The sequence below is a fragment of the Bradyrhizobium sp. USDA 223 genome, from assembly GCF_044909005.1.
Lineage (GTDB): Bacteria > Pseudomonadota > Alphaproteobacteria > Rhizobiales > Xanthobacteraceae > Bradyrhizobium > Bradyrhizobium yuanmingense.
The window spans coordinates 5522731-5534486 of record NZ_JBIYDR010000001.1 but is presented as its reverse complement, the minus strand read 5'-3'; the positions used below and the strand labels follow the sequence as shown (position 1 = coordinate 5534486).

The window sequence follows — 11756 nt, the reverse complement described above, 5'->3', positions numbered from 1 at the left end:
TTTGCCCACCGTAACGCCGCCCCGCTAGCTCCCTGAAGGAGAATGGGGGCGAGAAGACGGCAGAGTCGCATCCCGGCGGGTTGTCTTTGCGTCCGAACGAAGGCCAATCGGCTCGCAGAATGGGTGGAGCTCTGCGAGTTACCGCAATCAATCTCAGAGAGCGTCATTTCCGGCTCACAGCAACTCAAGCGCCGTGCGCGACGGCGCGACCGGCAGCCATTGCGGGATGCGCCGCTTGGCAAGCCAGTACGGCCGCCAAAGCAATGTCCAACTTTCGCGGTCGATCGGTGCCGTACCCCAGTCAAATTGCCTCATGTCGATCTGCGATAGATCGTGTTTGTGCAGCCATTGGCGAGCGACCCACCACAATTCGCGCGATACTTCAGCATTGCCGGGGCCTTGGAGCTCGACGAGGTTCGGCAGCGGATCACGGTAGCGGCGGGAGATCCGTAACGTCGCGATCCGCTCGCCGTCTTTCCGGATGCTCCAGAGTCGCGAATGATTGTGTGCGAGGCTGCTGCCAAGGGTTCTGAGGCAATTCCGCATCGCCTTTGCCTCTTCGGTGATGGCGGCAATGCAATCCAGCGGCACGAATTCGTAGCCTGCCATCCGGCCGGGCCGCAGCCACATGTCGGCGATCGGCAGGCGGCCGAGGTTGGTGTGCAAGGCAACGACCGTTCGCCAATCCTCTGCGGCCGAACGTGCGGCATCGATCCCCAGGTCCGGTGTCCACGGCCTCTCGATCAGATCGTGCCCCAATGTCGTCGGTTGAGACGAAAACCACGCCCAGAGACAGATGAACCGCAACCGCGCAGTCCTCACACGCTGCGGCTCGCGGACGAACTCGCGCGCGATCCACACAGTCATCGGCGCATGCGCGAGCTCGGCGGCCTCGGCGATGAGCTGAAGCCAGCACGGCGCGAGCTTGAGTGAGCGCGGAAGGTGGTTCGCGATCTGCCGGCGGAACAGCTCACCGTCAGGCAGGCGCGGGACCGGGCGCGCGAATGCCTCCGGCGGCAGCTTGCGCAGCCACAGGGGCAGATCGGCAGCTGCGGCGGCTTGCGCGAGGGGAGCGCCCTCGACCACGCGTGCGATCGCACGCGCGGGATCGAGCCGTGTCCGCGGAACAGCCAGCGCGAAGAGCAGCGCGGGAAAGCTCGCGGCAAGGTCGGCCAAGCGCGGGTGCTGCAGGGCCAGAGTGCGTACGGCACCCTGGAAATGCGGATGATACCGCCGAAGCCTGCGTTCGAGCAGGTCGGAGCGAGCGGTCACCCGACAAGGGGCCGGCAGGAGATTGGATGTCATGACAACAGGTTCGCGATCGCGGCCCAAGAGGCACCGCGGCACATTCGATTTGATACGGAGCGTTGTGATCTCATCCGGGACTCAATCCCGGGAGGGGCGCGTCAAATATCGCGCGTCGAACCCGGGAAGCGTGCAGTCGTAGACATGGTCGCCTCCAAGAAAGAAAGATTGCGTGCATCCAATAGCGTGGCCTTTGCCGGGATGCAACCCGAGACTGCATCCGCCAGCGCGATCCGGGCATTGGCTGAGCGGCGATATGCATGCTGCGTCGGCTTCAGTGGAGGTGGTCGTCGATCTCAAAATCTGCACTATGCGCGCCGATGCGCCTCCGAAGCTGCTGCCGGGCCTTCGGAGATTTTGGCAATTTGCTTTTCGGAGTGACGAGATGAGCGGTTTGGTGATCTCTGGCGGCCGGGTGGTGGATCCCGCGAGCGGGATGGACGCCGTTGGCGACGTGGCGGTGGTGGACGGCAAGGTTGCCGCCGTCGGCACCGGTCTCGGCGACGCCGAGCGGGTGATCGACGCCACCGGCCTCGTGGTGGCGCCCGGCTTCATCGATCTGCACGCCCATGGCCAGTCGATCCCGGCCGACCGCATGCAGGCGTTCGACGGCGTCACGACGACGCTCGATCTCGAGGCCGGCGTGCTGCCGGTCGCGTCCTGGTATGAGCGCCAGGCACGGAAGGGACGTGTGCTGAACTATGGTGCCGCCACCAACTGGGCCTTCGCCCGCATCGGCGCGATGACGGGCTCCAACGCGGAGAGCTCGCTGGAGGCGTTCGGCAACGCCATGCGCGATCGCCGCTGGATGGACAACGTCGCAACCGATGCGGAGGTCTCGGGCATCCTCGAGCGTCTCGGGCGCGGTCTCAACGAGGGCGGCATCGGCATCGGCATCCTCAACGCCTATGCGCCCGGCGCCGGCGTGCAGGAGCTGACCGCAGTGTGCCAGCTCGCCGCGAAGCAGGACGTGCCCACCTTCACCCATGTCGCCTTCATGTCGCGCATCGACCCAGAGAGCGCGGTGGAAGCCTATATCCGCCTGATCGGCTATGCCGGCGCTACCGGCGCGCATATGCACATCTGCCATTTCAACTCGTCGAGCAAGACCGATGTCGAGCGTTGCCGCGTGCTGATCGAGAAGGCGCAAGGACAGGGCCTGCCGATCACGGTCGAGGCTTATCCTTACGGCACCGGCTCGACCGTGCTGGCCGCCGCCTTCTTCAGTGATCCGGAGTTCGTCGAGCGCAACGGCACCGGTTACGATTCCGTGCAGCGCGTGACCGACGGCTACCGCTTCCACGACCGCGAGGAGCTCTTGAAGGCGCAGGCCGAGGAGCCGTCCTCGCTGGTGCTCTGGCACATCCTCGACACCGACAACAACGCGCATCACCGCGACCTGCTCGACATGTCGGTGCTGTATCCCGGCGGCGCGATCGCCTCCGACGCGATGCCGTGGACGCTGTCGGACGGCTCAACCTACACCGGCGATGCCTGGCCGCTGCCGGATGACGCGACCTCGCATCCGCGCTCGGCCGGCTGCTTCACGAAGTTCATCCGCGAATGGGTCCGCGAGCGCAAGGCCGTGTCGCTGCTGGAAGGCGTGCGCAAATGCGCGCTGATCCCGGCGGAGATCCTCTCGCAGAGCACGCCGGCGATGCGCGCCAAGGGCCGGCTGGCGAAGGACGCGGATGCCGATATCGTCGTGTTCGACTACGAGAAGCTTTCGGACCGAGCGACTTTCACGGCGATGAACCGGCCCTCTGAGGGCGTGCGGCATCTGGTCGTCAGCGGCCAGGTGCTGATCAGCGACGGTATTCTCGATGTGGCTGCGCGGCCGGGCCGGCCGGTGCGGCGCCCAATCGTCGAGAGCTGAGCCATGCCGGTCCCCATTCTCCTGGTGACCGGCTTTCTGGGGGCCGGCAAGACCACGGTCGTCAATCATCTGTTGGCGCATGCGGAGGGGCGGCGGATCGCCGCCGTCGTCAACGATTTCGGTGCGATCAACATCGATGCGGAGCTGATCGCGGGTGCGAGCGACGGCGTGGTCAGCCTTGCCAATGGCTGCATCTGCTGCTCGCTCGAGGGCGATCTGCTCCGCACGCTTTCGACGCTGCTGCGGCGTGATCCCAAGCCCGATTGTATCGTCATCGAGACCAGCGGCGTCGCCGATCCCGCCGATATCGTGCGCAACCTGATGGACCCGGTGATTCTGCGCGAGGCGCAGCTGGAGACGGTGCTTTGCGTGTTGGACGCAGGGACACCGCCTTCGGCTCTGGACGACGCGCTGATGCGGTCGCAGCTGCGCGTCGCCGATATCGTGGCATTGAGCAAGCTGGATCTGGCGGGCGCGGGCGCGGGGGTGCGGATGCGTGACGCCATCCGCGCCCAGCGCGTGCCCGCGGTGGTGGTCGATGCACACCACGGCGAGATTCCGCCCGCGCTGCTGTTTCCCGCCGACGCCGACCGCTCTCCGGCGTCGCGCGAGGTGGGACCGAAACGGCCGGCGGAGGAGCGCTTCGAGGCACTGAGCTGGACCTCGGATAAGCCGGTCTCGCTGCCGCGCCTGCAGCAGGCCATCAACCGCCTTGCGCCGAAGCTGGCGCGCGCCAAGGGCCTGTTCGAAACCATCGAGCAGCCCGGCCGCACGATGGTGTTTCAGTTCGCCGCCGGCCGCGCGACGCTCGCGCCAGGCGATGCGCCGGCACCGGGCGCGGCGCGGTCGCGGATCGTCTTCATTGCCGAGCTTGGCGTTCTCTCGAAGGCGGAGCTCGATGAAGTCATGGAGGCGTGCGTTGCCGGCGGCTGAGCTGAGGGGGTAGGGTCAACCGCTTCCGCCATTAGCCACCACCTCTCCTCTTGCCGAGTCGATCCGAGGCCGAACTATGCCGCCAAATATCCCACTCGCCCCCGCTGATGCTGCCTCGCGCCGCGCTGCCAAGCCGGCCATCGTCTATCCGGTCGGGACGATGCCCGGGCCGGACATGGCCGCGCTCGAAATAGTCCGCCGTGCTGCGGTCAAGACGCACGAGCTTATCGTGCCCCCACGCGATGCCCGTGCCTTTCGCGTGGCGCGCGGCCAGTTCTTCCGCATCGTCAGCATCGAAGGCCCGCAGGTCGGCGACCTCAATCTCTGGAATGCAGACGATCTCTCCGAGCGCTTCTTCAGCGGCAAGACGCGGGCGCTCCATGGCACGCATGTCGGCATCGGTGACCGGCTCTGGAGCAATATGCCCTATCTTCGGCCGATGGCGACCATCAGCCACGATACGCTTGGCTGGTACGGCTTCGACGCGGACGGTGCCGGCATTCACGATGTGATCGGCACGCGCTGCGATCCCTACACAAATCTCCTGCTGAACGGCACGGCTTACGATTTTTGCTGCCACTCCAACCTGTCCCGCGCCCTCGCCACCGAATTGAAGGCGGATCCGGCCGCAGTGGAGCATGATGTCCACGACGTGCTCAACGTCTTCATGTGCACCGGCTTCACTGGGGACACGCACCAATATTTCATGAAGGCAAGTCCAGTCCGCCCCGGCGACTTCATCGAGTTCTTCGCGGAGATCGACCTGCTCGGCGCGCTGTCGGCCTGTCCGGGTGGAGACTGCAGCGCAACCCATTCCAGCGATGCCGCGGCATGCCATCCGCTCAAGATCGAAATCTTCGAGCCGGATCGAACGGCCCTGAAGGGCTGGACCTGGCCCTCGCCGAGCGCTTATCACCGTCACCACGGTGCGCATGCAGGACGCTGAATCTCAGTCCTCGACTGGCCATCCGTCGCCGTGCACCTCACGCGAACTGCGCGATGCCGTGACCGACGGACCAGTTCTCCTTGGGCGCGTCGAGCACGTTGACGAACACGTCCTCGGGCCTGATCCCCGGGTTCTCGCCGAGCAGGTCGGCGATCCGGCGATACAGCGCTTTCTTCTGCTCGGCCGTGCGCGAGGCGAACACGGTGATCTGGATCAGCAGGGCGTCTTCGCTGCGCTCGACGCCGTAAGCATTGCCGCAGCGGAAGTTGGCCGGCTCATGCTCGGTGATGGCCATGAACGCATCGCCTTCGGGCACGTTCAGGGCCTCGCGCATCGCGCGGTAAAGTCCGTCCAGAATCGCCTGCCGGTAGCTTTGCGGCTTACCAGCGCGCATCGAAATGTGGAGGAGAGGCATCACGCGGCCCTTTGCATGCGGCTCCGGCCGACACGGCGATGTGAACGCCGCCGGCTCGGCCAATTGAGAAAAAACGGACTATCAATCTCGATCGGTTTTTGACACGATGTCGAGAAAGCATGTTCTTGACGGCATGTCAAATATTTTGCGGAGCCAAGCTTGAGACCGCGCGAGTTCGATCATGACGAGGTTCTGCGCATCGCGTTCGACCAGTTCTGGCGCAAGGGCGTGCGCGGCACCTCGCTGTCCGACATTGCGCGCGATGCGGCGGTCCAGCGCGGGAGTCTCTACAATGCCTTCGGCAGCAAGGAGGCGCTATTCCTGCAGGCCTATGAACGCTACGCGGGGGATTATCTCGCCAAGGTGCAAAAGGCGCTCGGGGCAGGTTCCTTGCGCAAGCGCCTCACCGCGTTCTTCGATCTGACCATCACCAATTTCCGCTCGGGCACGCCGCCGCGCGGCTGTCCGACGACGCGCGGGCTGATGGAACTCGGCGGCGCCGAAGGCGAGGGGCTCGACGACAACGCGCGCCAGGCTTTTGCGAACCTGATCTCGCGCATCACCGCACTGCTTCAGGACACGTTGGCCGCTGGCGCGGCGCGGGGCGAGTTCGACGGCAATCCCGCGGCTGCGGCGCTGCACATCGTCACCGTGACGCGCGGCCTCGCCGTGCTCGAGCGTGCCTTCGGGGACGAGCCCCAATTGCGCAAGATCGCCGCGCACACGATCGATCTCGTGCTCGGCAGGAATGGCGGATAGGTGTCAGCACAGCGCGAGCGCGTTGACCGCGCGTGTCGCAGCATCCTCGCCGAAGTCAACGACCTGGCCAACGGTGGATTCGAGCTCGCCCGGCTGCTTGCGGCGCGCGACCGCCAGCAGTCGCATCAATTCCGCCTCGTCCTTGGAAAGGCGCCTGCAGGACGGCGGCATGAAGCACAGCTCGCAGGGCCGCTCCTTGCGCAGGATCCTGACGAGCGCGGCCGCGCGCGCGACCAGCAGCGGACTGTCGGCAATGCCGGGCGCTTCCTCGGCAAAGCGATAGGCCGCTTCCCAGCAATCCGATGCGCCGGTCGCATAGGCCGCTCCGATGAAGCGGAGCAGCGCCAGCGCGAGGCGGGAAAAATCATCGTAGCTGTCGATGTCCGGACGGGTCGCAAGCGCGGCTTGGAGTGGACAGAGCAGCCGCTCACCCGCGTCCGACGTCGCCGCAGAATCGCAACTGGCCCGCATCTTGAACGATCGCGTCAATGCAACGTGGCGCTGCCGACGAACCAGCTCTTCATCGCCGAAATTCCGTCATGCGCGACAGGCGGCTCGTGCCGGTCGGGCAGGACGAGGCCGGCCATGCGGAAGATCGTCGCAAGCCCCAGGACCGGCGCGAGCGCCCAATCGGCGCCGATCGGCGGCAGCCAGCGCTCGAACTGCTCGCGCGCGACATCGACGCGGTCCTGCTGGGCCGCGGCAATCGCGCGCAAGATTCCGCGCTCGCTGTCGGACATGCGCGGACAGGTGGGGCAGTGCACTTCGATCGCGGTATGCGCGGTGCAGGCAAAGATCTCGATGATGGAATCCAGCGACAGCACGGCATCGCCGACGCGAAAATGGTCGTACACCTGCTGGATATCGGCCGCCGTCGGGACGGCGCTTCCGCTACGCGCCTTCGCCCGAAATCCCCAGATGAAGAGCCGCTCCGCCGCACTCAGCGCAGGAAGGTCGACGGGCCTCGTGTATGTCGATCGATGCATTGTGCCTCTGGCCTCCGGCTGCGCTCACGCCAGCGCTGGCGCGGATGATCTGCGCCGATCGTTCTGCCAGAGAGCTCTCCAAGTCAACGCGCGGAGAGACGATGTCGAGGTGTTCTAGATTGGAAGAATTCGTATCTCGGGTGAGGTCGGTCTCGCTTTGTCTCGTGGCCATACGAGCGTGCCGGTCACGTTCCCCGCAAAATTTCGGAGTGTCGGAACCCGAATGCTTAAAGCTTTGCTAAGAGACGCGGGATAATCTGGCATATCAGCCCTTCCAATTCCTGTGAGCACCGATGATTTTCTCCCGCATCAGTTTCAAGCTGGTCCTGATTGTCGGCATCAGCCTCCTCGGCATGATCGCGTTGGCGCCGGTCGCCCTCTCGACCCTGCGCACGCAGATGGTCGCCGACCGTCAGGCCAAGACGCAGCAGATGGTCGATGTTGGCTACGGCATCCTGGCGCACTACCAGAAACTCGAGAGCGAAGGAAAGCTCTCGCGCGAGCAGGCGCAGGCCGGCGCGATGGCCGAGATCAAGAGTCTGCGCTACGACAAGGTCGAGTATTTCTGGATCAACGACATGACCCCCAAGATGGTCATGCATCCGATCAGGCCCGAGCTCGACGGCAAGGATCTCTCCGGGATGAAGGATCCCGCCGGCAATGCGCTCTTCATGGGCTTCGTTGACGTCGTCACCAAGCAGGGTGCGGGCTTCTACGGCTACCTCTGGCCGAAGCCCGGCTTCGACCAGCCGGTCGGGAAAATCTCCTATGTGAAGGGCTTTGCGCCCTGGGGCTGGATCATCGGCACTGGCATCTATCTGGACGACGTCGATGCCGCCTTCCGCCAGAACGCGATGACCTTCGCCTATATTTGTCTCGCTGTGCTGGTCGTGGTGCTCGGCGCCTCCTTCCTGATCGGCCGCAGCGTCACCCGGCCGCTGGCCCGGATCACCGCGCTGACCGAGCGCCTTGCCGCCGGCGACAGCGCCTTCGACGTGCCCTACACCGACCGCCGCGACGAGGTCGGCGGCCTCGCCAAGGCGCTCGCCGTGTTCAAGGACAATGCATCGGCGGTGAGCCGGATGCATGCCGAGCAGCAGGAGTTGAAGCAGAAGGCCGACGAGGAGAAGCGCAAGACCATGACCGATCTCGCCGGCAAGTTCGAGGCGAGCGTGCAGGCCGTCGTCCGCGACGTCTTCGACGAGGCCCGCGCGATGCAGCAGGCCGCGCAGGGCATGTCGGAAACCGCCAACAAGGCGAGCGACCGTGCGAGCTTCGTCGCCACCGCGTGCCAGCAGGCCTCGAGCAACGTGCAGACGGTGGCCTCCGCCGCGGGCGAATTGTCGGCCTCGATCGCCGAGATCAGCCAGCGCGTCGCGCAGGCCGCGACAGTGGCCGACAAGGCCGCCGCCGACGGCCAGCGCACCAACGACACCGTGCAGGGCCTTGCCGCCGCCGCGCACAAGATCGGCGAGGTCATCGACCTCATCAACCAGATCGCCTCGCAGACCAATCTGCTCGCGCTCAACGCCACCATCGAGGCGGCGCGCGCGGGCGAGGCCGGCAAGGGCTTTGCGGTGGTCGCGAGCGAAGTGAAGTCGCTGGCGAGCCAGACCGCGAAGGCGACCGACGAGATCGGCGCGCAGATCACCGCGATCCAGGCCGAGACCAATCAGGTCGTCGGCAACATCGAGAGCATCCGCGCCACCATCATGGAGGTCAACGAGATCTCCTCGTCGATCGCCGCGGCGGTCGAGGAGCAGGGCGCCGCGACGAAGGCGATCGCGCACAGCGTGCAGGAGGCGGCCTCCGGCACCGACCAGGTCTCGCACAACATCTCCGGCGTCACCGATGCGACGGCCGAGACCGGACAGGCCGCCGGCCTTGTACTGCAATCGAGCGGCCGGCTGACGCACAAGCTGCAATCGCTGCAGGACGAGGTCAGCGCCTTCGTTGCGGGCGTGCGGGCGGCTTAGTATAGCGGGAGGATGGGCCAAAACTCCGATCGACGCGCGCGCATCCTCCTGATCAATCCGAACAGCAACGAGGCGACCACCACGATGATGGTGGCGATCGCAAGGTCCGCTGCCGCCGATGGTTTCGATATCGTCGGCGCCACGGCAACGCGTGCGCCCACGATGATCGTCTCGGCGGACGCGCTGGAAGTGGCTGCGCTGGAGGTCGAGGAGATCGCGCGTCTCCGTGGCGGCGAGTGCGACGGCGTCATCGTGTCGGCATTCGGTGATCCCGGTCTCACCGGGATCAAGGCGGCGATGAAGCTGCCCGCCGTCGGCATCGGCGAATCCGCGATGCTGGAAGCCGCCGGGAACGGTCGCCGGTTCGGCGTGGCGACCACGACGCCGTTGCTGAAAGCGAAGATCGATGCATTGCCTGATACGCTGGGCTTGCGCGCAAGCTACACCGGCACGCGCTTCGCCGACGGTGATCCGCAAGAGCTGATGCGCGATCCGGCGCAGCTGCGCGCAGCGCTCGCCGGCGCGGTTGAGGCCTGCATTGTGCGAGACAGAGCGGAAGCGGTCATCATCGGCGGCGGGCCGCTGGGTGAAGCGGCCCACGAGCTTCAGCCGATGTTCGCGGCGCCAATCATCGCCCCGATCCCATCTGCCGTGCGACGGATCACTCGTCTCGTCGCGGCGTAACCTCTGGTTTTTCCGCGCCGCGGCATCGGCCGTGCTGCGGAAAACTGTTTTCCTTGACATCAACTCTGCGGTGCTCGACGTGTAACGAGGTCGAGCGATGCTGCCTTGCGTCCCTCGCGAAAAGAAAAGCAACACGGGAAGGACGTCATGAACACGGGCCTGGACGAGAATGACTACCTCGCCACCTTGCGCGGCCTGTGGGACAAGGCCTGGCCGAAGGGCCTGCCGCGCTCGCCGAACTATCTGCACGGCGAAGTTCCCTTGACGGAATATCTGCGCACCTGGGCGAAGCGGAGTCCGGAGCGGCCCGCGGTGATCTTCTACGGGCATGTGACCACTTATGCCGATCTCGATCGGCAGAGCGATCGCTTTGCGGCGCTGTTGCAGGCAAAGGGCGTGCGCAAGGGCGATCGCGTCGCCGTCTTCCTGCCGAACTGTCCGCAATTCCACGTCGTGTTCTTCGGTATCCTGAAGCTCGGCGCGGTCCATGCCCCCGTCAGCCCGCTGTCGCGCGCGTTCGAATTGTCCTACCAGCTCAATGACACCCAGGCCGAGGTGATCGTCGCGCTCGACCAGCTCATGCCTATCGTTGATCAGGTCCGCGGCGACGTGCGCCTGCGCGAGATCATCGTCACCAGCTTCGCCGATGTCGTGCCGGCGGCGCCTGCCTTTCCGGCACCGGACTCGATCCGCACGCCGCGCGTTGCGGTCTCCGGCGCAACTGATCTCCTGCCGGCGCTCGCGGCACTGCCCGCACCGACCCCGCTGCCGCCGCCTCACCTCGATGATGTCGCTGCGCTCAACTACACCGGCGGCACCACCGGCATGCCCAAAGGGTGCGTGCATACCCATCGCGACATGGTCTACACGGCTGCCGCCAATTACGGCATCTCGATTCCTTCGGACGAGAGCAGCGTGTTCCTGTCGTTCTTTCCGGAGTTCTGGATTGCGGGCGAGAATTCCGGTCTGATCTTCCCGCTGTTCTCGGGCGGCACGCTGGTTCTGCTCGCGCGCTGGGACGCTGTCGGCGCGATGGCGGCGATCGACAAGTACAAGGTCACGATGACGGCGATGCCGGTCGACAGCGCGGTCGAGATGATGGACCATCCGCGCTGGAGCGAGTTCGACCTGTCGTCGCTGCAACAAGTGCGCGTGGTCTCCTTCGTCAAGAAGCTCAACGCCGGCTATCGCAGGCGCTGGAAGGACCTCACCGGCACGATCCTGATGGAGGCGGCCTGGGGCATGACCGAAACCCACACTTCCAATACTTTCACCGCTGGCTTTCAGGACGGGGATTTCGACCTCAACAGCCAGCCGATCTTCGTCGGCCTGCCGGTCCCCGGCGCCGAGTTCAAGATCACCGATTTCGAGACCGGTGCGCTGCTGCCGCTGGGAGCCGAAGGCGAGATCCGCGTGCGTACGCCGTCGCTGCTCAAGAGTTACTGGAACAAGCCCGAGGCGACGGCGGAATCGCTCGTCGACGGCTGGTTGCGCACCGGGGATATCGGCACCATCGACGAGGACGGTTTTCTGCACTTCCTCGGCCGGCGCAAGGAGATGCTGAAGGTCAAGGGCATGAGCGTGTTTCCGCCGGAGATCGAGGCGTTGCTGGGGCAGCATCCGAAGGTGCTGGGCTCGGGCGTGGTCGGCCGTGATGATCCGGACAAGGGCCAGGTGCCGGTCGCTTACATCCAGCTCAAGCCGGAAGCGATCGGCACGGTCTCAGAACAAGAACTGCGCGCCTGGTGCGCCGAGCGCATGGCCGTCTACAAGGTTCCGGAAGTCTGCATTATCGATGGGCTGCCGTTGACGGCAACGGGCAAGGTCAGGAAGCAGGACCTCAATCCAAATCCTCCTGCCGTCCAGTGAGAGAGAC

Annotated in this window: 11 protein-coding genes; 7 read left to right on the top strand and 4 right to left on the bottom strand. The window is 65.5% G+C overall.

The features are described from left to right. Positions 1-174: 174 nt before the first annotated feature. A complete protein-coding gene (locus ABIA40_RS25670) occupies positions 175-1332 on the bottom strand; it encodes a hypothetical protein (RefSeq protein WP_404543819.1) in 1158 nt (385 codons plus the stop codon). 358 nt (positions 1333-1690) lie between these two features. Here ABIA40_RS25670 and ABIA40_RS25665 point away from each other — a divergent pair, with 358 nt between their 5' ends. The 3 genes from ABIA40_RS25665 (at position 1691) to ABIA40_RS25655 (ending at position 5060) form a co-directional block, all read left to right on the top strand. Further along, positions 1691-3181: an amidohydrolase family protein gene (locus ABIA40_RS25665; RefSeq protein ID WP_404543817.1), complete on the top strand. Its 1491-nt coding sequence runs from the start codon at positions 1691-1693 to the stop codon at positions 3179-3181. 3 nt (positions 3182-3184) lie between these two features. Then, positions 3185-4114 (top strand): GTP-binding protein, encoded by a 930-nt coding sequence (locus ABIA40_RS25660; protein ID WP_271541366.1) that lies wholly within the window; start codon positions 3185-3187, stop codon positions 4112-4114. A gap of 76 nt (positions 4115-4190) precedes the next feature. Beyond that, entirely contained in the window at positions 4191-5060 is an 870-nt protein-coding gene (locus ABIA40_RS25655; protein WP_271541368.1) for a DUF1989 domain-containing protein, read from the top strand. 37 nt (positions 5061-5097) lie between these two features. Here the strand turns inward: ABIA40_RS25655 and ABIA40_RS25650 are convergent, their stop codons facing one another. Then, positions 5098-5475, bottom strand: coding sequence for a tautomerase family protein (locus ABIA40_RS25650; RefSeq protein WP_109145972.1), 378 nt, complete (start codon positions 5473-5475; stop codon positions 5098-5100). A 159-nt stretch (positions 5476-5634) separates the two neighbouring features. On the opposite strand from ABIA40_RS25650, the gene ABIA40_RS25645 reads away from it, so the two are divergent. After that, positions 5635-6234: a TetR/AcrR family transcriptional regulator gene (locus ABIA40_RS25645; RefSeq protein ID WP_404543814.1), complete on the top strand. Its 600-nt coding sequence runs from the start codon at positions 5635-5637 to the stop codon at positions 6232-6234. A gap of 3 nt (positions 6235-6237) precedes the next feature. On the opposite strand, the gene ABIA40_RS25640 is transcribed toward ABIA40_RS25645, so the two are convergent. After that, complete coding sequence (locus ABIA40_RS25640; protein ID WP_271541371.1) at positions 6238-6705, bottom strand: hypothetical protein; 468 nt, start codon at positions 6703-6705, stop codon at positions 6238-6240. A gap of 14 nt (positions 6706-6719) precedes the next feature. After that, the gene (locus tag ABIA40_RS25635; protein WP_157285002.1) at positions 6720-7220 is read right to left on the bottom strand and encodes a hypothetical protein; all 501 of its coding nucleotides are present in this window, start codon (positions 7218-7220) and stop codon (positions 6720-6722) included. A gap of 293 nt (positions 7221-7513) precedes the next feature. On the opposite strand from ABIA40_RS25635, the gene ABIA40_RS25630 reads away from it, so the two are divergent. From ABIA40_RS25630 to ABIA40_RS25620, 3 genes are all read left to right on the top strand, one after another. Beyond that, positions 7514-9196 carry a methyl-accepting chemotaxis protein gene (locus ABIA40_RS25630; protein ID WP_157285001.1) on the top strand — a complete coding sequence of 561 codons (1683 nt, stop codon included), beginning with the start codon at positions 7514-7516 and terminating at the stop codon, positions 9194-9196. A gap of 12 nt (positions 9197-9208) precedes the next feature. Continuing rightward, positions 9209-9880 carry an aspartate/glutamate racemase family protein gene (locus ABIA40_RS25625; RefSeq protein WP_271541375.1) on the top strand — a complete coding sequence of 224 codons (672 nt, stop codon included), beginning with the start codon at positions 9209-9211 and terminating at the stop codon, positions 9878-9880. A gap of 147 nt (positions 9881-10027) precedes the next feature. Next, a complete protein-coding gene (locus ABIA40_RS25620; protein WP_271541376.1) occupies positions 10028-11749 on the top strand; it encodes an AMP-binding protein in 1722 nt (573 codons plus the stop codon). Positions 11750-11756 lie beyond the last annotated feature (7 nt).

What these genes read in the sequence shown, in the direction of transcription:
- ABIA40_RS25665 (WP_404543817.1), top strand. Translation starts at nt 1,691, where the DNA reads ATGAGCGGTTTGGTGATCTCTGGCGGCCGGGTGGTGGATCCCGCGAGC.
- ABIA40_RS25660 (WP_271541366.1), top strand. Translation starts at nt 3,185, where the DNA reads ATGCCGGTCCCCATTCTCCTGGTGACCGGCTTTCTGGGGGCCGGCAAG.
- ABIA40_RS25655 (WP_271541368.1), top strand. Translation starts at nt 4,191, where the DNA reads ATGCCGCCAAATATCCCACTCGCCCCCGCTGATGCTGCCTCGCGCCGC.
- ABIA40_RS25650 (WP_109145972.1), bottom strand. Translation starts at nt 5,475, where the DNA reads ATGCCTCTCCTCCACATTTCGATGCGCGCTGGTAAGCCGCAAAGCTAC.
- ABIA40_RS25640 (WP_271541371.1), bottom strand. Translation starts at nt 6,705, where the DNA reads ATGCGGGCCAGTTGCGATTCTGCGGCGACGTCGGACGCGGGTGAGCGG.
- ABIA40_RS25635 (WP_157285002.1), bottom strand. Translation starts at nt 7,220, where the DNA reads ATGCATCGATCGACATACACGAGGCCCGTCGACCTTCCTGCGCTGAGT.
- ABIA40_RS25630 (WP_157285001.1), top strand. Translation starts at nt 7,514, where the DNA reads ATGATTTTCTCCCGCATCAGTTTCAAGCTGGTCCTGATTGTCGGCATC.
- ABIA40_RS25625 (WP_271541375.1), top strand. Translation starts at nt 9,209, where the DNA reads ATGGGCCAAAACTCCGATCGACGCGCGCGCATCCTCCTGATCAATCCG.
- ABIA40_RS25620 (WP_271541376.1), top strand. Translation starts at nt 10,028, where the DNA reads ATGAACACGGGCCTGGACGAGAATGACTACCTCGCCACCTTGCGCGGC.